Here is a 22,004-nt window from a genome sequence, read left to right as displayed (position 1 = left end):
CTTGAATAAATTTTACATAATTACAAACTATCAAAAAGATGAGGGACTGCGGCTTACCAAATCCATTCGGGACTATCTTGCGGCAAATGGCAGGGAATGTATTATTCAGGAGGAAAGCTTAAAACCTCAGTCAAAGGATTATATGTTTACCGACGCAGGGCTGATTCCAAGCGATGTAGACTGCGTCATGGTTTTGGGCGGGGACGGAACTCTGATACAGGCGGCAAGAGATATCGCCACGAAGAATATTCCTCTCGTGGGAATCAATTTGGGAACATTGGGATATCTGGCAGAAATTGAACAGAACAATATTTATCCGGCGCTCGATAAGCTTATGGCAGACGAGTATGTGCTGGAGAAACGTCTGATGCTAAAGGGTGAGATGTTTCAAGATGGAAAGTCTTTGTTTAAAAACAGAGCACTGAATGACATCGTCATCAATAGAGATGGAAGGCTTCGAATTCTGGATTATGATATTTATGTAAATGATGAATATTTGGTTTCTTACAGTGCAGACGGCATGATTATATCCACCCCAACAGGCTCAACGGGCTATAATTTATCCGCTGGGGGACCGATTATCGATCCGAAGGCAGATATACTCGTGGTAACGCCAATTTGCGCGCATACCTTAAATGCAAAGAGTATTGTTTTGCCCGCAAGTGATAAGGTGGTTATTAAGATTGGACCGGGCAGGAAGATTGATGTAGAAAAAGTGGTAGCCACGTTTGACGGTGACACAAGTGTGAAGATGGAGACAAGTGATTATATTGAAATTACAAAATCGACAAAGATTACGCAGATTATCAAGCTGAGCAATGTCAGCTTTTTAGAAGCATTGCGAAATAAAATGGGAGATTCCAAATAGGAAAAGGAGAGGTTATATGAAGATAGAACGTCATACCAAAATTGTAGAATTAATTAGTAAATATGATATTGAAACACAGGAGGAGCTGGCGGAAAAGCTCAATGAGGCGGGCTTTAACGTGACACAGGCAACGGTTTCACGAGATATCAGGGAGCTTAAGCTGACAAAGGTATCAACGGATGGAAACAAGCAGAAATATGTGGTGCTCCAGAGTCAGGAAGGCTGGATGAGCGAAAAGTACATCCGGGTTTTGCAGGACGGCTTTGTGGGCATGACAAAAGCTTCCAATATTTTGGTTATCAAAACAGTTTCCGGTATGGCTATGGCAGTGGCGGCAGCGCTTGACGCAATGCAGTTTAAAGAGGTGCTTGGCTGTATCGCGGGAGATGATACGATATTTTGTGCAACGAGAAGCGACGAGGAAATTTTGTCGCTTATGGATAAAATGAGAAAAATAATAGGTAAATAAAGGTAACACTTCAGCCATGCCATTCATAATGTGCCAGATGTACAAACATATCAAATATCTTATTACACAATTGGCACATTATTCATGTAGGGCGTCCGCCCTATAGAAATGATTATATCAAATGCTCTTAGAGTGCAAGCACTCACGATCATTTGATATAATCATTTCTGCATGGCTGAATTGTCACAAATAAAGAGACTGTAGGAAATGGATACTTTAGACGAGGAGTGGACATTATGTTACTTAGTTTACATGTTAAAAATTTAGCATTGATTGACGAATGTGAGGTGGATTTCACGGAGGGGCTGAATATCCTTTCCGGTGAAACCGGTGCGGGAAAATCTATTATCATCGGCTCAATTAATCTTGCGCTGGGAGCGAAGGCATCCAAAGAAATCATAAGAGAAGACAAAGAATTTGCCCTTGTGGAGCTTGTGTTTCAGCTAGATACAAAAAAGCAGGCAAACCAGATTGCGGAGCTTGAAATAGAAGTGCCGGAGGACGGGCAGATTATCATAACAAGAAAGCTGATGAACGGAAAGAGTATCAGTAAAATAAACGGTGAGACGGTTCCGATTAATACGGTGAAGAGTGTTGCGGAAATACTCATTGATATTCACGGTCAGCACGAACATCAATCTCTTCTATATAATAAGAACCATCTGATTATTTTGGATGAGTTTGCGAAGGCGGAAATCCAGCCAATCAAGCAGCAGATAGCGGAGGCATATCACAGCTACGAAAAACTGAAAAAGCAACGAAAGGAATCATCTCTTGATGAGGAACAGCGAAAGAGAGAGCTTTCTTTTATTGAATTTGAACTGGATGAGATAGAAGAAGCTGCGCTTAAAGTCGGTGAAGATGAGGAGCTTGAAGAATTACATAGAAAAATGTCAAATTCCAAAAAAATAGTCGAAGGTATATCCCATATACATGCTAAGACAGGATATGAGGAGGAAGCGGCAGCAGGAGAAAATATCGGCAGAGCATTGAAGGAATTTTCTCAAATTGTGGATTATGATAAAAAAATCGAAGAGCTTTGTGGACAATTAAATGAAATTGATGCATTGCTGAATGATTTTAACCGAGAAGTTGCAGACTATATGATGGAGATGGAATTTTCGGATGAAGAGTTTAGCGAGACGACGAGTCGTCTGAATCTGATTAATCATTTGAAGGCAAAATACGGAAAGACCATTGAGGATATTTTAGACTATAAGAAGAAGCAGGAAAACAGACTTTCCCAGTTGTCCGAATATGAAGACTATATCCGGGGACTTGAAGAAGAGCTTGCGCAGGCAGAAGAAAATTTAGAGAAATTCTCCGGCTTACTTTCGACTGTTCGACAAAAACATGCAAAAGAGCTTGTCGACAAAATAAAAGCAAATCTGATTGACCTTAATTTCTTGAATGTAGATTTTGAAATTCAATTTTCTAAAACAAGCCATTATACCCAAAACGGATATGATGAGATTGAATTTATGATATCCACAAATCCGGGTGAGGCAATTCGTCCGCTTGGCAAGGTGGCTTCCGGCGGTGAATTGTCGAGAATTATGCTTGCAATCAAGACTGTTTTATCCAATAAGGATGAGACGGGAACACTTATTTTTGACGAGATTGATGTCGGAATAAGCGGAAGAACAGCGCAGATGGTTTCTGAAAAAATGGCAGTTATCGGAAGAACACAGCAGGTGCTTTGCATTACGCATCTTCCACAGATAGCAGCGATGGCAGACAGCCATTATGTAATCGAAAAGCAGGTAAAGGAAAACAAGACAGTTACCTTGATACGCAAATTAGATGAAAACGAAATTATACAGGAATTAGCAAGAATACTCGGAGGAGCCAAAATAACGGATACTGTGCTTCAAAATGCAAAGGAAATGAAAGAATTGGCAACTCGTACAAAAAATGTTACACTTCAGCCTTCGGCGTCATAGAAGCATCTTTTCTGGAAGAACTTGGATTTTCTGTGATTTTATCCACCAAAAGCACCTTGTGGCGTTGAAAGTTAGATGCTACCCAAAAAATGCCTAGTGTGAAAACTTTATAATAACAAATACTAAAAAAGGATATATAGAGTTTATATCCTTTTTTTTATATTTAGAAAATTTCTTCTGATTTCCTAAATATAAAAAGCTATTTATGCGCACCTCGCAGAGTGGAAGTGTTGCTTCGCAACCCGCTCGGGCGCAAAGTGTGAGCGAGCTCACACTTTATATATGGGAAGTTTTTCGAATTTCTCATAAGGCAATATTTCATTTATAAAGTTTAATGGAGGGTACCATGAAGAATAACAAATGTGTGGACAAAATATTTATAGCGGTTATACTTCTGTTCTTTACATTTTTAACCGGTGTAGCATATCATTCCATTAAAAAAGCGCTGCCGGATGAGATAAATATTGTTGCAAATGAGGAGCAACAGTTTAATTTTGGATTGCCTGTAAATGGTTTTATCAAGAGTGCTGTAGAAGTGTCGGAGATGGCGGAATCTGATATTCCAGCGAATCAGATCAAAATCGACATGCAAAAGCCATTTACATTAAAGTCTGGCAGCAGCGGGAGTTTTATCATGGCATGCAAGCTGTTTGGGCTAATCAGCGTGAAAGATGTCAAAATTGACGTAATCGAAAAGGAATATGTCATTCCCTGCGGTATTCCTATCGGAATTTATATCCAGACTGACGGAGTTCTTGTAATCGGAACAAGTGTAGTGAGTGCGGTGGACGGGCTGAATTATGAACCGGCATATAAGCTTGTCAAATCAGGAGACTATATTGTTGGGGTAAATGGTGTCGAAATAGGGAGTAAAAGCCAATTGATTGATATGGTAAATGAGTACGGAGCCGACAGCATCATACTAAATATTCGAAGAAACGGAGAACTGATTGATGTGAAAATTGAACCGGCACAGACAACTCCTGACGAATATAAGCTGGGAATTTGGGTCAGAGACAATACGCAAGGAATAGGAACACTCACCTTTATCAATGCGGACGGAGAGTTCGGAGCGCTTGGACATGGGATAAATGATGTGGATACGAGCACACTGATGGAATTAAAAACAGGAAATCTTTATGAGACAAATATTGTCTCCATTATCCGGGGGGAAAAAGGAAGTCCGGGAGAGCTGACAGGAACAATCGATTACGATTCAAGCAATATATTAGGTGATATCAAAAGCAATACGACAGAGGGGATTTTTGGCATATCGGAAAGAATACTGGGGGAATATGACAAAGACAGTGCAATGGAGGTAGGCTTAAAGCAGGAGGTAAAGCTTGGTCCGGCGAGTATTCGCTGTGATGTGGAAGGAGTCGTAAAGGACTACGCGGTAGAAATCGTTGAGGTCAATACGGGGGAGAACAATGTGAATAAAGGTATTGTTTTGAAGGTGACGGATGAGGACTTACTGCGTGTGACAGGAGGAATTGTGCAGGGAATGAGCGGCAGTCCGATTATACAGGACAATAAAATCATAGGCGCCGTAACCCATGTGTTTATACAAGACTCGACAAAAGGATTTGGAATATTTATTGAAAATATGCTGCAGGCAAAAGACCTAAATCCATAACGAGGTCTTTCATGAAAGGGGGATTTGTGATATAATGTCGTAGACATTATATCACCCCGAATGGGATACGATACGAATTACTTTGTAATTCGTATTAATAAGCTGTCGAATAGTGCGACAAATATGAGTTGCGAAACAATATTAATATTTATATAATACAATTAGTTTTTTGACAAAAAATGAAAACGGTACCAAGTAATTTTTCGAAAAAACAACAATAAGGGAAAGAAATATCTAAGGAGGAGTTTTTGATGGGTAAATTAAACGTTGCGATCGCGGATGATAATTCGAGAGTTGTGGATCTGCTCGATGAGATTATCAGCAGTGATGAGGAGCTTGAGGTAGTCGGAAAGGCTAGAAATGGGGAAGAAGCCTACCATATTATCAAGGAGAGAGAACCGGATGTAGTATTGTTGGATATTATTATGCCTAAAATGGACGGATTAAGTCTGATGGACAAAGTAAACAGAGATTCAACAATGAAAAAACGCCCTGCCTTTATTGTGATTACGGCAGTAGGACAGGAAAGGATTACCGAGGATGCGTTTAATTTAGGGGCTGATTATTATATCATGAAGCCTTTTGACAATACAATTGTTTTGAATCGAATCAAGAATGCCAAAAATGTTGCACCGAAGCATGTACAGGAAGTCAGAAAAGTAAATGCTTATGAAAATAAACGGGATTATGTGACAAGAAATCTGGAGTCAGACGTTACAAATGTGATACATGAAATCGGTGTTCCTGCACATATCAAAGGGTATCAATACTTAAGAGATGCTATTATTATGTCAGTAAATGATATGGAAATGCTTAATTCCATCACAAAAATACTCTATCCTACGATTGCGAAAATGCATCAGACTACGCCAAGCCGTGTAGAACGGGCAATCCGTCATGCGATTGAGGTAGCGTGGAGCAGAGGAAAAATGGATACGATTGATTCCTTGTTTGGCTATACCATTAATACAGGAAAAGGAAAACCGACAAATTCAGAATTTGTTGCCTTAATAGCTGACAAAATAAGACTGGAATATAAAAAGAAGGACAACTTCCCAAATTAGACAGCTTTAATACTTTAATGAGCCCTTGATTTATGTTATACTATGACTAGCATTATAACTCCGAATGGGATATAAGATTGAATTATGGAGTAATTCAATATAATGTATTTATTAATCAGGGCTTGGAGGTATTATTATGAAGAATATTTTGTTTGTGGCTTCAGAAGCAGTCCCCTTTATTAAAACCGGAGGTTTAGCGGATGTTGTAGGTTCGCTGCCGAAATATTTTGATAAAACAGAGTACGATGTAAGAGTAATTATACCGAAATACATATGTATAGCGGAAAAGTATATAAACAGCCTAAGCTATGTAACCCATTTTTATATGGATTTAGCATGGAGGACCCAATATGTGGGGGTATTGGAAACGGAATATGACGGTGTAAAAATATACTTTATTGATAATGAGTATTATCTGTCCGGCGACAAACCCTATGGAGAAATGTTTACCGACATTGAGAAGTTTTCCTTTTTTTCTAAGGCAGCTCTTTCTGCATTGCCGCTGATTGACTTTCGGCCAGACATCATACATTGCCATGATTGGCAGACGGGATTGATACCTGTTTATTTGAAAGACCGGTTTTACAAGGATGAATTTTATTCAAATATAAAAACAATTATGACGATTCATAATTTAAAATTCCAAGGAATATGGGATTTAAAGGCGACAAGAGATATCACAGGCTTGTCCATGTATTACTTCACACCGGACAAATTGGAGGCATATGGGGATGCCAACCTGCTCAAAGGCGGTTTGGTTTATGCGGACATGATTACAACGGTGAGCAATACCTATGCGGAGGAAATTAAGACAAATTTTTATGGGGAGCATTTAGATGGTCTGATCAACGCTCGCTCAAATGTTTTGCATGGAATTGTAAACGGAATTGACTATGAAGAGTACAATCCGGAGACAGACAGCTATATTGCGAAGAAGTATAATTTAAAGAATTTTAGAAGAGAAAAGATTAAAAATAAACTGGCATTGCAGGAAGAACTCGGATTGGAGGTAAACTCCAAGAAGTTCATGATTGGAATTGTTTCGAGACTTACAGATCAAAAAGGCTTTGATTTGATTGCATATATGATGGAAGATCTTTGTTCTCTCGATATTCAATTAGTCGTATTGGGAACGGGAGATCCGAAATATGAAAATATGTTCCGGCATTATGACTGGAAATATTTTGACAAGGTATCGGCAAATATTTTTTACTCAGAAGCTATGTCCCATAAAATATATGCATCGTGTGACGCTTTCTTGATGCCGTCGTTGTTTGAGCCTTGCGGATTGAGCCAGTTGATGAGTCTGCGCTACGGAACCGTACCGATTGTAAGAGAGACAGGAGGCTTGAAGGATACCGTCGAGCCGTACAATGAGTATGAAAGTACAGGCACCGGCTTTAGCTTCCAGAATTACAACGCACATGAGATGCTTGCTACAATTAAATATGCAATGCGGGTTTATTATAACAGAAAACGAGAATGGAACAAGATGATTGACAGAGGAATGGAGAAGGATTTTTCATGGAAGACCTCTGCGAAAGAATATGAGAAGTTGTATGATGATATGACTTCTGCGTAAGGAATAAAATCCGAGACAGTAAAGCGATTTTCGGGAAGATGAGAGGGACATACAAGGGTGTTGTATGTTTCTCTTATTTTATATTATAGGAAACAATATTTATGCGCAACTAGCTAACTCGCTCACACCTTTGTTATGCATACTTATGTGAAGACACAGTCTATGTCAGTTGACGTAATTAGACAATTAAACTATAATAAGAAGAATACCTATCAAAACATATATTCGATAATATAGAAAATGCTATAAGAAAGGCGGCATATAAAATGGATTATACAGATAGAAACGGAAAGCCTGTAGATCTAAAGAAAAGAGCACAGGAGCATATAAAAAAGCTAAAGGAAGAAGAAAACAAGTCAGAGAGCAAGAAAACAAAAGAAACAAAATAATTTTATTGCGCTGAATATAGTCACGTAGTGACATCTTCCGTTCACATTCGTGCACATAAATAGTTTTCATATCACAGGAAATTTCTGCGAAATTTCCTGTGATATGAAAAAGGATTTTGCAAATCTTTGTAGAATATATATAATAGAGAGATAATTGAAGCATGTTAAGCTGTGATGTTAAAGGAAAGGTGATAAACCATGACAATAAGAGAAAATTTGGAACAATGGGAAGCTGATTACCTAAGTAAATATGCGGCACTTAGCAAAAATTCAAAAGGACGAGATATCGAGGAGGTAGCTTGCGATATCCGTCCTGTTTATCAGAGAGACAGGGACAGGATATTGCACTGCAAGTCTTTTCGACGTCTCAAGCAGAAAACACAGGTATTTTTATCGCCTGAGGGTGATCATTACCGGACGAGGCTGACCCATACACTGGAGGTTTCCCAGACGGCAAGAACGATTGCAAAAGCACTGAGGCTAAACGAAGAGCTTGTGGAGGCGATTGCTCTCGGACATGATTTGGGACATACCCCATTTGGACATGCCGGAGAGGCAGCACTGGATTCTGTATGCAGCCACGGGTTTAAACATTACGAGCAGAGTATCAGAATTGTAGAAAAGCTGGAGAAGGGCGGAAGAGGTCTAAATCTGACTGTAGAGGTGAGAGACGGAATTTTAAACCACGGCACAGCAGGAAATCCTTCTACGCTGGAGGGAAAAGTTGTCAGATTAGCGGATAAAATTGCCTATATCAACCATGATATCGATGATGCCATCAGAGGAAGAATATTGACGGAGGATGATTTGCCTTTAGAGTACCGCAAAATTCTTGGATTTTCCGTGCGGGAGAGACTGAATACGATTATCCACGACATTGTGAAAAACAGCGAGGGAAAGCCGGATATTATCATGTCGGATAAGGTCGGAGAGGCGATGAGGGAGCTTCGTGCTTTTATGTTTGCGAACGTCTATAAAAATCCGGAGGCAAAGGGCGAAGAGACGAAGGCAAAGGCGATGCTTGTCGCATTGTTTGAGCATTATATGAAGCACAATGAGGATATGTCACAGGAATACATTGATATGATAGAGAAAAAGAATGAGGATATAGAGCGCGTGGTGTGTGACTATATTGCGGGCATGACAGACCAGTATGCGATGTCGAAATTTGCCCAGTATTTTATGCCAAAATCATGGAATGTGTATTAAGATTTAGATAGATTGTTGGAGGCAGGATTATGTTTTATCCAGAAGATTTAGTAGAGGAAGTCAGAGCGAAAAATGATATAGTGGATGTGGTGTCTTCTTATGTAAGACTGCAGAGAAAGGGAAGCTCTTATTTCGGGCTTTGCCCCTTCCACAATGAGAAATCACCGTCCTTTTCGGTATCCCCGGGCAAGCAGATGTACTATTGCTTTGGGTGCGGAGCGGGCGGAAATGTCTTTACGTTCGTTATGGAATATGAAAATTATACCTTTCAGGAGTCACTGAAATTTTTGGCGGAACGCGCGGGTGTTGATCTGCCGGAGATAGAATACTCCGAGGAAGCAAAACGGCAGGCGGATTTAAAAACCACAATATTGGATATCAATAAGCAGGCGGCACAATATTTTTATTACCAGTTAAAACAGAATGCAGGAAAAACAGCGCATGAGTATTTGACCAAACGTGAACTGACCGAGGATACCATCAAGCGGTTTGGTCTTGGATATTCAAGCAAGTATAGTGATAATTTGTATCGGTTTTTTAAGGACAAGGGTTATTCCGATGAGATATTGAAAGAGACAGGCTTGTTTAATATAGATGAAAAGCGAGGCTTTTACGATAAGTTTTGGAACAGGGTTATTTTTCCGATTATGGACGTAAACAGCAAGGTGATTGGTTTTGGCGGCAGAGTCATGGGAGATGGAAGTCCCAAATACTTAAACTCTCCCGAGACGAGAGCGTTTGACAAAAGCAGGAATCTGTACGGGCTTAATTTTGCGCGAACTGCGAGAAAGAGCTATCTTTTGCTCTGCGAAGGATATATGGATGTGATTGCGCTTCATCAGGCAGGTTTTACGAATGCGGTTGCCTCCCTTGGAACGGCACTGACACCGGGACATGCCAATCTGATGAAGCGCTACACGGAGCAGGTGTACATCACCTACGACAGTGACGGAGCGGGAAGGAATGCGGCAGTGCGTGCCATCCCGATTTTGAAGGAGGTCGGGCTTACAGTCAAGATTATTGATATGCGGCCGTATAAGGACCCCGATGAATTTATTAAGAACCTTGGTGCAGAGGCATACGAGGAAAGAATTGAGAAGGCGACAAACAGTTTTATGTTTGAGCTTGAAATTTTGGAGCAGGGCTTTGATATGAAAGATCCCGAGAGTAAGACAAAGTTTTTTCATGAGATTGCGAAGAAGATTTTGGAATTTCAGGAGGAGCTGACGAGGGAAAATTACATTCAGGCGGTTGCGGAGAAGTACAATACGGGATATGAGAATTTAAGACGTCTTGTGACAAGTGTTGCAATCAAGCTAGGCGGAATGCCGGTGCGCGAGAAGCCGAAGCAGGCAGCAGGCAATACGAAGCCAAAGGACGGGGGAATGAGGGAATCCCAGAGAATTTTAATTACGTATTTGATAGAAGAAGAGGGCTTGTACGATAAAATTAAGCAGTATATCGGACCGGATGATTTTACGGAGCAGTTGTATTATACGGTGGCAGCTATTTTATTCGAGCAGCTTGAAAAAGATGAGGTAAACCCTGCAAAAATTATCAATCATTTTACAGATGAGGAAGAGCATAAGCAGGTGGCGGCGTTGTTTAACACAAAGCCGAAGGCAGTAGAAACAAAAGGTGATAAGGAAAAGGCTTTGCAGGAAACGCTTGTGAGAGTGAAGGAAAACAGTTTGATTTATAAAAGTTCCAATATGAACTCTGGTGATATTATTGCAGAAATGCAAAAACTGACAGAGGGAAAGAAAATGATTGAAAAACTTCGAACATTGCATATTTCCTTAGATTAGGGCTAAAATATAAAAGATTATGGAAGGGTGAATACTATGCAGGAAAACGTATTGAATTTAAGTGACATGATGAGAGAGCTTCTGGAGCTTTCCAAGAAGAAAAAAAATGTTCTGGAATATAGGGAAATCAATGATTTTTTCTCTGATGTAGAGCTGTCTAGTGAAGAGTTTGAAAAGGTTTTGGATGTGCTTGAGAAAAATAATGTTGACGTACTTCAAATGACAGAAGAGGAGGAAGAGGAGCCCCTCCTGCTTGAAGAGGAAGAAGATACAGAGCTGGATGTTCTGGATTTGTCTGTGCCGGATGGAATTTCAATTGATGATCCGGTCAGAATGTACTTGAAGGAAATTGGAAAGGTTCCGCTTCTGAGCGGCGAGGAAGAAATCGAGCTTGCTAAAAGAATGGAGAAAGGCGACGAGGAAGCAAAAAAAAGGCTTGCTGAGGCTAATCTTCGACTTGTAGTAAGCATTGCGAAGCGCTATGTAGGGCGTGGAATGCTCTTTCTCGACCTAATTCAGGAAGGAAATCTGGGACTTATTAAGGCGGTAGAAAAATTTGATTACACGAAGGGCTATAAATTCAGTACTTATGCCACTTGGTGGATTAGACAAGCTATCACAAGAGCAATTGCTGATCAGGCAAGAACAATACGAATTCCTGTTCATATGGTTGAGACAATCAACAAATTAATCCGTGTGTCAAGACAGCTTCTTCAGGATATGGGGCGTGAGCCGCTGCCGGAAGAGATTGCAAAGGAGATGGATATTCCGGTGGAACGCGTGAGAGAAATCTTAAAGATTTCCCAGGAGCCTGTTTCCTTGGAAACCCCGATTGGTGAGGAGGAGGACAGTCATCTTGGAGATTTTATTCAGGATGATAACATTCCGGTTCCTTCCGAGGCGGCAGCGTTCACTCTTTTGAAGGAACAGCTTATGGAAGTGCTGGATACGCTGACAGAGCGGGAACAGAAGGTGTTACGTCTTCGTTTTGGCTTGGATGATGGACGTGCCAGGACTTTGGAGGAAGTAGGAAAAGAATTTAATGTGACTAGAGAAAGAATCAGACAGATTGAGGCAAAGGCACTCAGAAAATTAAGACATCCAAGCCGGAGCCGGAAATTGAAGGATTATTTGGAATAGTCTGCACGATAATACAAATGGATATATGGAGGCAAAATGCAGTTATCAAACAGACTGTCTGCTGTGGCAGACATGGTAAGCAGAGGGAACCGTCTGGTGGATGTGGGAACCGACCACGGATATCTGCCGATTTATTTGATTAAAACAGAAAAAATACCATCCGCAATTGCGATGGATATCAACAAAGGACCTATCGAGAGGGCAAAGGAGCATATTGCAGAGCATAAGCTGGAAAGTTACATAACAACGAGACTTTCGGACGGAGTGACAGCATTGCAGGAGGGGGAAGGAGATACCCTTGTCATAGCCGGAATGGGAGGCGGACTCGTCATAAAAATCATAACAGACGGAGAGAAAAAGCTGGAGGATTTTCGGGAATTGATATTACAGCCTCAATCGGAAATTGAACTGGTCAGGAGGTTTTTAATTGACCGTGGATATGCGATTGTGGAAGAAAATATGATATTGGAGGATGATAAATTCTATCCGATGATGAAAGTGATAAAAGAAAAAACTCCTTCTTATGAGAAAACTGTATTTTACAAATACGGAAAAAAGCTGTTGGAAAATAAAAATCCGGTGTTGAAGATATTTTTGGAGAAAGAGTTTGTGACCTACACAAATATTTTTGAGACACTTGCAAGTCATCCAAAGCAAAAGGAAGGATTAAGACTTGCCGAAGTGGAAAAAGAATTAGAATATATAAAGGAGGCTCTGACATATTATGAAGTGTAATTCCTTAATAGAGATATTGGAAGAGCTGTCACCTTCAAATTTGGCGGAAGCATGGGATAACGTAGGACTTCAAATCGGTTCTGCGAAAAAAGAGATTAATTGTGTCTACATTGCGTTGGATGCGACAGATAACGTGGTGAATGATGCGATAAATAAAAAAGCAGATTTGCTTCTGACCCACCATCCCCTAATTTTTAAAGGTGTAAAGAACATTACAGATGAAGAGTTTATCGGACGAAGAATCCGAAGCCTTATTCAAAATGATATAAATTATTATGCGATGCACACAAATTTTGATGTCACGGTGATGGCTGATTTGGCGGCCGATTATTTAAAACTTGCCAATCAGGAAATACTGGAAAAGACAGATGAGGCGCACGGCATTGGAAAGATTGGACTCCTCCCGCGTGAGATGGAGATATATGAATTATGTGAATATGTAAAAGAGGTATTTTCTCTTAATCATGTAAAGGTGTTCGGCGATTCTGACCAGAAAATAAAAAGAGTGGCAGTTATGCCGGGCTCAGGAAAAAGCTACATTCAGAGTGCAATCCGCGCAGAGGTGCAGGTTATGATTACCGGTGATATCGACCACCACGAGGGTATTGATGCGGCGGCGTCAAACCTTGTCATAATCGATGCGGGGCATTACGGAATTGAGCATATTTTTGTCAAATATATGGAGGAATTTATTCGGAATAAATTTGCAGGAATAAACGTATATGCGGAAGAAAGAAGTGACCCTTTTCAAATTATATAGCTTAGTAAAGGAGGCAGCACGATGGAAAATGAAATGATAAAAGTGAACGTTGAGGGAGAAGAGAGAGAATATCCTTATGGCACTGCATTTACCACAATTGCGGAGGAATATCAGCCGAAGAAGGAGCAGGAGATTGTCCTTGTGATGATAGAAAACAGGCTAAGAGAGCTTCACAAGAGACTGAAGGAGCCATGCAGCATTTCCTTCATCACGACAGGTGATTCCATCGGCAATATGACTTACAGAAGAAGTGCGGTGCTGCTTTTATTAAAAGCTGCCTATGAGGTGGCAGGTAAAGGGAATATCAAGGACATGAGAATTCACCATTCCGTGAGCAGCGGCTATTATTTTACAATAACCGGAGATATTGTGCTGGATGAGGAATTTGTCGGCAAGATAAAGGCGAAAATGCAGGAGATTTCTGCACAGAAGCTGCCAATCTTAAAGAGAACCATTCATACGGAAGATGCGATTAAATTGTTTAATAAGTATGAAATGTTAGAAAAAGAGAGATTATTCCGATATCGAAGACCGTCGAAAGTCAATATTTACAGCTTAGATAATTTTGAAGACTATTTTTACGGTTATATGGTGCAAAATGTCGGTATGATTAAATATTACGAGTTGTATTTATATAAGGGAGGCTTGGTGCTCCAGCTTCCGACAAGTAAGGCTCCGGCAGTAGTACCTCCTTTTAAGCCGCAGGAGAAGCTGTTTGAGGTACAAAGAGAATCCATGAGATGGGGCGAGAAGCTGGAAATCGGAAGCGTCGGAGCCTTAAATGACAGGATTGTATCCAGCACGGCGAGCAAGCTGATACTGCTTCAAGAGGCACTTCAGGAGAAGAAGATAGCAGAGATAGCCCAGCAGGTCATAAACAAACCGGATGTCAAATTTGTTATGATTGCAGGGCCGTCCTCATCGGGAAAGACGACGTTTTCACATCGTCTGTCCATTCAACTTGAGGTAAACGGATTAAGGCCTCACCCGATTGCGGTAGATGACTACTTTATCAACCGGGAAGACGTCAAGAAAGATGAATTTGGCAAATATGACTTTGAAGCCTTGGAAACCATTGATATAGAGCTTTTTAATAAGGATATGTCAGCACTTCTTAGAGGAGAGCGAGTGGAGCTGCCTACTTTTAACTTTAAGACGGGCAAGCGAGAATACAGAGGAAACTTTAAGCAGCTTGGCAAGGATGATATTCTTGTTTTGGAGGGAATCCACTGCTTAAATGACAAGCTTTCCTATTCTCTTCCGAAGGAAAATAAATTTAAAATCTATATCAGTGCACTGACTCAGCTTAACATTGACGAGCATAACCGTATACCGAGTACGGACGGAAGATTGATTCGAAGAATGGTAAGAGACGCCCGCACAAGAGGGACTTCCGCGAAGCAGACAATCGATATGTGGTATTCGGTTCGAAGAGGTGAAGAAAGAAATATATTCCCTTATCAGGAAGAGGCAGATGTCATGTTTAACTCTGCCCTGATTTATGAGCTGGCGGTGCTTAAGCTGTATGCGGAGCCGCTTTTATTTGGAATTGATAAAACTGAGCCGGAGTATCCGGAAGCGAAAAGACTGCTGAAGTTTTTGGATTATTTTCTGGCGATTGGCAGTGAAGAGATTCCAAATAACTCGATTTTGCGTGAATTCGTAGGCGGAAGTTGTTTTAATGTATAAAGATTATAGGTGTAAGGTACAAATGGAAGGCAGATAAGTATGAGTATGGAAAAGGTTGCATTAATCGGGAGCGGTGCGGTAGGAGGCGTTTATGCCAAATACCTGCATCTCACCTATGGTGATAAATTTTATGTGGTGGCAAACAAAAGCCGAAGAGAACGTCTGGAAAAACAAGGGCTTCGGGTAAATGGCATTGTTTTTAAGCCGAGGCTGATTTCTTCTGAGGAAGAGACAAAGATGGATTTGATTATTTTTGCCGTAAAAAACTATGATTTGGAGCAAGCGATTGCAGATGTAAAGAATTTGGTGAAGGACGGCACAATTATGCTTCCGCTTTTAAACGGAATAACGGCAAGTGACCGCATTCGGGAGGCATATCCGACAGCCCGCACACTGCTCGGGCTATCGATGGGGATTGATGCGCTTCGGACAGAGGACGGAATTGTAAACACGGATGACGGTGTGGTTCAGCTTGGTTATGAGGATAATACGGTTATCTCCGGTGAGGTAGCTGAGGTGGACGAGTATTTGAGAAATGCCGGTATCTGTTCGAAGGTTTTCCCTGATATGAAGCGTATGCTTTGGAGAAAGTGGATGCTGAATGTAGGCGTGAATCAGGCATCGGCGGTTGCGGAGGCAAAATTCAAATATTTTGGACAGAATAAGGAGCTTCTTACCCTGTTTCGCAGTGCGATGCTGGAGGTGCTTGCTATCGCAGAAGCTTGCAAGGTAAACTTGACGATGGAGGATGTGGACCAGATTGAGGAGGTCATTGTAAACTTTACTCCGGAGGGAAAAACCTCAATGCTTCAGGATATTGAGGCAAAGAGAAGAACAGAAATTGACTATTTTGCAGGAACCGTTATCGAGTATGGAAAGAAGACGGGAGTGCCGACTCCCGTGAATGATACCTTGTATTTGGCGCTGAAAGCCAAGGAGGATATCTACCTGAAAGAAAGCTGACACGTTAATTTACTATTGTGTAAAAACCTTCGGTATGTTAAAATATTTTTTTGTAAGTAGGATGGATGATCGCGGCTGCAAGTGTCGAAAGACCGCAGGTGAGGAAAGTCCGGGCTTCATAGGGCAGGATGCCGGATAACGTCCGGTGGAGGTGACTCCAAGGATAGTGCAACAGAAATATACCGCCGGTTTAACCGGTAAGGTTGGAAGGGCAGTGTAAGAGACTACCGCTGGCTTGGTAACAAGACAGGCATATGTAAACCCCATCCGAAGCAAGACCGAATATAAGCATACAGTTGCCCGCTGGCTTTAGGTAGGTCGCTTGAAATCTATGGCAACATAGATTCTAGATAGATGATCATTCACGACATGACCCGGCTTATAGTCCTGCTTACATAAAAAGAAAACAGAAGGAGGAAGAAATATGAAAAAATTAAAAAAGGCATTGGTACTGGTGACAACGCTTGCATTAGCAGTTACAGCAGCAGCGTGTTCCGGTGGGACAAAGGAAGGAACTGCGGCTGAGGGAAGTGATGCAGCAGCAAAAAAGTATACGATTGCTACGGATACCGTATTTGCACCGTTTGAATTTACGGATGCAAGCAATAATTTTGTGGGAATTGACATGGATATTTTGGAAGCGATTGCGAAGGACCAGGGCTTTGAGTATGAAATAAATTCATTAGGCTTTGACGCGGCAATCCTTGCAGTGGAGGCCGGACAGGCTGACGGTGTTATTGCCGGAATGTCAATTACAGATAAAAGAAAAAATACCTATGATTTTTCAACCCCTTATTATGAGGCGGATGTAACCATGGGTGTGGCACAGGGATCAGACGTGGCTTCCTATGAGGATTTATCAGGCAAGAAGGTGGCGGTAAAAACAGGTACAAACGGTGCTGACTTTGCAAAATCAATCGCAGATCAGTACGGCTTTGAGATTACAGAGTTTTCTGATTCACCGACCATGTATCAGGATGTTATTGTAGGAAATACAGTGGCATGCTTTGAGGATTATCCGGTAATGGCTTACAACATCCAGCAGGGTGCGAAGCTTGAGATGCCGGGCGACATCAGAGAAGCAGGAAGCTCCTATGGCTTTGCCGTTAAAAAAGGAGAGAATGCAGAGCTTCTTGAAATGTTCAACAAGGGTCTTGAGAACATAAAGGCAGACGGAACTTACGACGCAATTATTGATAAGTATACGAAGTAATATGCGAATGTAATTATATTTAAATGGATAACACGTGTGGAGACATACGTGTTATCACTTAAGTATATTTATATGATACCAAGGTCAAAAGGTCATGTGTTTCATGTTGATATGAAAGAAAGTGGGTAAGATATGTCAATAATAGAATTACTGAAAGAGAATTATGTAACCTTGCTGTCGGCGATGGGAAACACTCTTGAACTTACATTTTTATCTCTGATATTTGCGTCTTTGATTGGTTTGTTTTTTGGTATGCTGAACGTATCCAAAAAGAAGTGGATGCATGTCATTGCCAATATCTACATAGATCTAGTGCGAGGCGTTCCGCTTATCGTTTTAGCATTTTTCATTTATTTTGGTATCCCGATGGCAACGGGAATCAAGCTGAATGCTTTGGTGGCAGGTATTATCGCATTGAGCTTAAATGCAGGTGCCTACATGGCGGAAATTGTAAGAGCGGGTATTCAGTCGATTGATAAGGGACAGATGGAAGCAGCGAGAAGTCTCGGACTTCCTTACGGAGTTTCCATGCGGAAGGTTGTGCTTCCACAGGCAATCAGAGTCATGATACCGTCGATTATCAATCAGTTTATCATTACGCTGAAGGATACCTCCATTTTATCGGTTATCGGATTCCCGGAACTTACCAAAACGGGAAGTATCATTATTGCCAGAAACTTTGAAGTTTTCAAAATGTGGGGAGTTATTGCAATTATGTATTTAATTGTGATAACAACTCTTTCTAAAATAGCGAAGGCTTTGGAGAGGAGGATGTCATATGGCAAGTAAAATCAGTGTAAAAGGGCTTGTAAAAAGCTTTGGTCATTTAGATGTTTTAAAGGGCATGGATGTCGAGATACAAGAAGGTGAGGTAGTATGCCTGATTGGACCTTCCGGCTCCGGAAAAAGTACATTTTTAAGATGCTTAAACCGTTTGGAGAAAATTACAGGCGGCACGGTTATTGTGGATGGATTTGATGTCACGAGCAAGCAGACGGATATTAATAAGGTGAGGGAAAACATCGGAATGGTATTCCAACACTTTAATCTTTTCCCCAATCTCACAGTAATCCAGAATATCATGCTGGCTCCGGTGGAGCTTAAGAAGTACAGCAAGGAAGAGGCAAAACAGAGAGGTTTTGAGCTTCTAAAGCGAGTAGGCTTAGAGGATAAGGCAGATGTATATCCGTCCAAGTTATCGGGAGGTCAAAAGCAGCGTGTTGCAATAGCAAGAGCTTTGGCGATGAATCCTGATATTATGCTCTTTGACGAACCGACAAGTGCCTTGGACCCGGAAATGGTCGGAGAAGTGCTTGAGGTTATGAAGCAGCTTGCAGTAGACGGAATGACGATGGTAGTTGTGACACATGAGATGGGATTTGCCAGAGAGGTTTCCGACCGTGTAATATTTATGGACGGCGGCTATATTGTGGAAGAAGGAAAACCTGCAGATATATTCAGTAATCCGAAAAATGCACGTACAATTGACTTTTTGAATAAGGTATTATAATTTTGATAGAAAACAGATAGGGCAGCCTCACTTAGTGCGATTACCCTATCTGTTTTCTATGATGGGAAGATGGTATTTGAGGGGGGACTATGGAACAACAATTTAAAAAAGAAAGAGTATTAATTGGACAAGGTAAAATGGCTAAGGTGTATCTTTGGAATGGTTTTGCCTATAAGTGCTTTGATAAAGACTATCCAGAGGATTGGATTGCATATGAAATGAAAATTCAAACTACAATCAATCAACTAAGGCTGCCAACGGTTAAATATTATTCATCTGAAATTTCTCATAGCATAAAAATGGATTATATAAGTGGAATAACACTTGCGGATAGAGTTCGTAAAGAAAAGTATAAAAATGGTCTTGAAGATTTATTTTCTATTTTTTTTAAAATTCATCAAAAAGGGGTTACGAATTTGCCGAGACTTAATCCATTTTTGTTGAAGTCGATAGAAATGCTTAACGTGGAGGACGCTCAAAAAGAGCGTGCCATCGAATATATATCAGATATAGCTGACGATGATATTCTTTGCCATCTTGATTATCATTTTCTAAATCTGATGTATACAGAAGACGGCTATTGTATCATTGACTGGGTAAATGCTAAAATTGGTAATCCGATTTATGATTTTGCAAGGACCTATGTTATCTTGTACGAATATGCAAATCGGTTGTCTAAAAAATATTTAAATATGATAAAAGCACATGGTGAGTTTGATACAACAGATTTGCAAAAGGCGATTTATGTCATGGCGCTTCATCGGCTATCGGAACGAAGCAGCGAGAAAATCAATCAGCTTATATTATTTAATAATGTATTGACTTGAACACTGTGTCGCCCTTTACAATCAGTTTAAAGGAGATGAGTAAATGGAATTGATGACTGTATCTGAAGTATCAAAAGTGTTTCATATATCAACGCGTATGTTAAGGTATTATGAAAAAATAGGCTTGATAGAAAGTGCAAAGAAAGAGGATTACGCATATAGGGTTTATGATGAAACTGCAATCAGCCGATTACAGCAGATTATTATTTTGCGAAAGCTCCATATCCCTTTAAAGCAGATTGCAGTCATACTTAACGATGATTGCCAGCAAGAGACATTGCGTATTTTACTCCAAAAGATGGCGGAACTGGATGAAGACATCCATGCACTTAAAATTGTACGTGATATATTAAATGCCTTTACAATAAGACTTAATGCAAGCCTGGAAAAACATATACGTTTGGATATAATAAAAGATCAGGACTTGATAGAAATTACAAATACTCTTCTTCTTCCAAAATCTAGTTTAAAGGAGGAGTGTGCAATGTCCGCACTCAATAACGCAAATGAGAAGATTGAAAGCAAGATGGATATCAGAATCTTATATCTTCCGCCAACTACGGTAGCAGCAAGTCAGTATATCGGTGAAAATCCGGAAGAGGAATCCGGCAATCGATTAGCTGCATTTATCAAAGAGAACAACTTGACAGTTGTTAAGCCTGATTTTCGAGTTTATGGATTTAATAATCCGTCACCAAATGAGGAATGTGAGAACTATGGATATGAGTTCTGGGTATCGGTGCCTAAGGAAATGGATGTTAAGCTGCCACTTGTTAAAAAGGAATTTGAAGGCGGATTATACGCGGCTCATTGCATTAAAATGGGAGATTTTCATGAATGGAAGTTATTTATGGATCAAATGAAGGCTTCAAAAGAATACGACATTGACTGGAGAGAACCCCTTGAAATGGGAGGGTGTCTGGAGGAACATATTAACGCCTTTTCTCTTTATAATGGCGAAATAAGTGACTTTATACAGTTAGACTTATTAATTCCGATCAAGAGAAAATAAACTGCTTATGCGCACGAATGCAAGCGGAAGATGTCACTACGCAACCCATCAAGAAAGTGTGAGCACAGCTCACACTTTTTTCATGGTGGAAGAACGGACAATCAGTCTGGGAAGCGTAGTAAAAGACTGCACCTGGAGAGCAGGATTTTTAATCTTGCGAAGCAGTATGTCCGCCGCCTGATTGCCCATCTCATAGACATCGATATCAATGACTGTCAGAGGCGGGTCTATAATTTGCGATAAGGGATAGTCATCAAACGTAATAAGACCGATATCCTCTGGTATAGACAAATTATTTTTTGTGATAGCCTTAACCGCCCCCATTGCAATTTGATTGTTTTCGCATATAATAGCATCCGGAAGAGAAGGATAGCGCAACAGTTCTTCCATCATAGAAAATCCGCTTTCCTTTGTATATTTTCCGTATTTAATAAATTCATCCTCTATGGAAAGGCCGTTGATGTTCATATAGGATACAAAGCCTTGCAGCCGGTGCCTTGATATTTCATCACTTTTAGGACCTCCTATAAAGGCAATTTTTGAATATCCGCACTCTTCTAAATATTCCATTGCCATTTGCCCGGACACTCGATTGTTTATATCAATCCAGCAGGAGGTACTGGCAAAAGGAGGTCTTCCGATAATAATATGAGGAAAATTATTTTTCACAAAGAATTCCACCAATTGTCTTGACGTCGCAGAACCATGTATCAGCAATCCGTCCGCCGTATTTCGTCCTACAATTTCTCTTATGGTAGTATAAGCCTCCTCTTGACTTGAGACACCGACAAAAGATAAATTATAATTCTTTTTTCTTATTACGCTTTCCGCACCGCATAGTATTTCGAACATATGAGGATTATGGAAAGCCGTATGTAATTCGGTGACTGCAAGAAATATAATGTTATTCGAACGTTTATGCTTAAAATTGCTGGCTTGTGCATTCGGATGATAGTCAAGCCGTTCCATCACTTCTTTTACATGCCGTCTTGTCTGTTCTGAAATATAAGGCTTATTGTTTAGTATCTTCGAAACCGTTGCAGCGGAAACCCCGGCTTCCTTTGCAACATCTTTTATCGTAACAGCCATATGAAATCCCTTTCTCTCTTCAATTCTTATGGGTATAGTATAACGATTACCTAAAAAAATCAAGCAATATGTATAGAAAACATTTGCTACGGAGTGAT

Annotated in this window: 20 protein-coding genes and 1 other RNA gene; 20 read left to right on the top strand and 1 reads right to left on the bottom strand. The window is 40.5% G+C overall.

Translation table 11 applies throughout. The features are described from left to right. Window position 1: 1 nt before the first annotated feature. The 20 genes from CTY48_RS13825 to CTY48_RS13735 all read left to right on the top strand — a co-directional run bounded on the left by CTY48_RS13825 (window position 2) and on the right by CTY48_RS13735 (window position 20,817). A complete protein-coding gene (locus CTY48_RS13825) occupies window positions 2-868 on the top strand; it encodes an NAD(+)/NADH kinase (protein WP_099469059.1) in 867 nt (288 codons plus the stop codon). Window positions 869-884: 16 nt separating this feature from the next. Beyond that, window positions 885-1,337, top strand: a complete 453-nt coding sequence (gene argR / locus CTY48_RS13820; protein ID WP_099469058.1) for an arginine repressor — start codon at window positions 885-887, stop codon at window positions 1,335-1,337. 236 nt (window positions 1,338-1,573) lie between these two features. Then, window positions 1,574-3,280: a DNA repair protein RecN gene (recN, locus tag CTY48_RS13815; protein WP_099469057.1), complete on the top strand. Its 1,707-nt coding sequence runs from the start codon at window positions 1,574-1,576 to the stop codon at window positions 3,278-3,280. Window positions 3,281-3,626: 346 nt separating this feature from the next. Further along, complete coding sequence (gene spoIVB, locus CTY48_RS13810) at window positions 3,627-4,916, top strand: SpoIVB peptidase (RefSeq protein ID WP_180272734.1); 1,290 nt, start codon at window positions 3,627-3,629, stop codon at window positions 4,914-4,916. 251 nt (window positions 4,917-5,167) lie between these two features. Beyond that, a complete protein-coding gene (gene spo0A, locus CTY48_RS13805) occupies window positions 5,168-5,980 on the top strand; it encodes a sporulation transcription factor Spo0A (RefSeq protein ID WP_099469055.1) in 813 nt (270 codons plus the stop codon). Window positions 5,981-6,116: 136 nt separating this feature from the next. After that, window positions 6,117-7,562 (top strand): glycogen synthase GlgA, encoded by a 1,446-nt coding sequence (gene glgA / locus CTY48_RS13800; RefSeq protein WP_099469054.1) that lies wholly within the window; start codon window positions 6,117-6,119, stop codon window positions 7,560-7,562. Between the two features lie 266 nt (window positions 7,563-7,828). Beyond that, window positions 7,829-7,951, top strand: coding sequence for a hypothetical protein (locus CTY48_RS19980; protein WP_268876715.1), 123 nt, complete (start codon window positions 7,829-7,831; stop codon window positions 7,949-7,951). Window positions 7,952-8,149: 198 nt separating this feature from the next. Next, the gene (locus CTY48_RS13795; RefSeq protein WP_099469053.1) at window positions 8,150-9,160 is read left to right on the top strand and encodes a deoxyguanosinetriphosphate triphosphohydrolase; all 1,011 of its coding nucleotides are present in this window, start codon (window positions 8,150-8,152) and stop codon (window positions 9,158-9,160) included. Window positions 9,161-9,189: 29 nt separating this feature from the next. After that, entirely contained in the window at window positions 9,190-10,968 is a 1,779-nt protein-coding gene (gene dnaG, locus CTY48_RS13790; protein WP_099469052.1) for a DNA primase, read from the top strand. Between the two features lie 36 nt (window positions 10,969-11,004). After that, window positions 11,005-12,108 (top strand): RNA polymerase sigma factor RpoD, encoded by a 1,104-nt coding sequence (gene rpoD, locus CTY48_RS13785; protein WP_099469051.1) that lies wholly within the window; start codon window positions 11,005-11,007, stop codon window positions 12,106-12,108. Between the two features lie 36 nt (window positions 12,109-12,144). Next, window positions 12,145-12,843: a tRNA (adenine(22)-N(1))-methyltransferase gene (locus CTY48_RS13780; RefSeq protein ID WP_099469050.1), complete on the top strand. Its 699-nt coding sequence runs from the start codon at window positions 12,145-12,147 to the stop codon at window positions 12,841-12,843. Further along, a complete protein-coding gene (locus tag CTY48_RS13775) occupies window positions 12,833-13,603 on the top strand; it encodes a Nif3-like dinuclear metal center hexameric protein (RefSeq protein WP_099469049.1) in 771 nt (256 codons plus the stop codon). The genes CTY48_RS13780 and CTY48_RS13775 overlap by 11 nt, the downstream gene beginning before the upstream one ends. Window positions 13,604-13,624: 21 nt before the next feature. After that, window positions 13,625-15,292, top strand: coding sequence for a nucleoside kinase (locus CTY48_RS13770; RefSeq protein WP_099469048.1), 1,668 nt, complete (start codon window positions 13,625-13,627; stop codon window positions 15,290-15,292). Between the two features lie 39 nt (window positions 15,293-15,331). Continuing rightward, window positions 15,332-16,255: a ketopantoate reductase family protein gene (locus CTY48_RS13765; RefSeq protein ID WP_099469047.1), complete on the top strand. Its 924-nt coding sequence runs from the start codon at window positions 15,332-15,334 to the stop codon at window positions 16,253-16,255. A 53-nt stretch (window positions 16,256-16,308) separates the two neighbouring features. Beyond that, window positions 16,309-16,653: RNase P RNA component class A (gene rnpB / locus CTY48_RS13760), an RNA gene on the top strand. 26 nt (window positions 16,654-16,679) lie between these two features. Next, window positions 16,680-17,468 carry a transporter substrate-binding domain-containing protein gene (locus CTY48_RS13755; RefSeq protein ID WP_099469046.1) on the top strand — a complete coding sequence of 263 codons (789 nt, stop codon included), beginning with the start codon at window positions 16,680-16,682 and terminating at the stop codon, window positions 17,466-17,468. Window positions 17,469-17,600: 132 nt separating this feature from the next. Further along, window positions 17,601-18,257 (top strand): amino acid ABC transporter permease, encoded by a 657-nt coding sequence (locus tag CTY48_RS13750; protein WP_099469045.1) that lies wholly within the window; start codon window positions 17,601-17,603, stop codon window positions 18,255-18,257. Next, a complete protein-coding gene (locus CTY48_RS13745) occupies window positions 18,247-18,978 on the top strand; it encodes an amino acid ABC transporter ATP-binding protein (protein ID WP_099469044.1) in 732 nt (243 codons plus the stop codon). The genes CTY48_RS13750 and CTY48_RS13745 overlap by 11 nt, the downstream gene beginning before the upstream one ends. A gap of 89 nt (window positions 18,979-19,067) precedes the next feature. Next, on the top strand, window positions 19,068-19,805 hold the full coding sequence (locus CTY48_RS13740; protein WP_099469043.1) for an aminoglycoside phosphotransferase family protein: 738 nt from the start codon (window positions 19,068-19,070) through the stop codon (window positions 19,803-19,805). 43 nt (window positions 19,806-19,848) lie between these two features. Continuing rightward, a complete protein-coding gene (locus CTY48_RS13735; RefSeq protein WP_099469042.1) occupies window positions 19,849-20,817 on the top strand; it encodes an effector binding domain-containing protein in 969 nt (322 codons plus the stop codon). A gap of 69 nt (window positions 20,818-20,886) precedes the next feature. Here CTY48_RS13735 and CTY48_RS13730 read toward each other — a convergent pair whose 3' ends face one another. Next, window positions 20,887-21,906: a LacI family DNA-binding transcriptional regulator gene (locus CTY48_RS13730; protein WP_180272733.1), complete on the bottom strand. Its 1,020-nt coding sequence runs from the start codon at window positions 21,904-21,906 to the stop codon at window positions 20,887-20,889. Window positions 21,907-22,004 lie beyond the last annotated feature (98 nt).

The organism is Konateibacter massiliensis (genome assembly GCF_900184995.1).
GTDB lineage: Bacteria > Bacillota > Clostridia > Lachnospirales > Lachnospiraceae > Lachnotalea > Lachnotalea massiliensis.
Note: the sequence above shows the minus strand (reverse complement) of the source record. Positions and strands in the feature narration are given on the sequence as shown.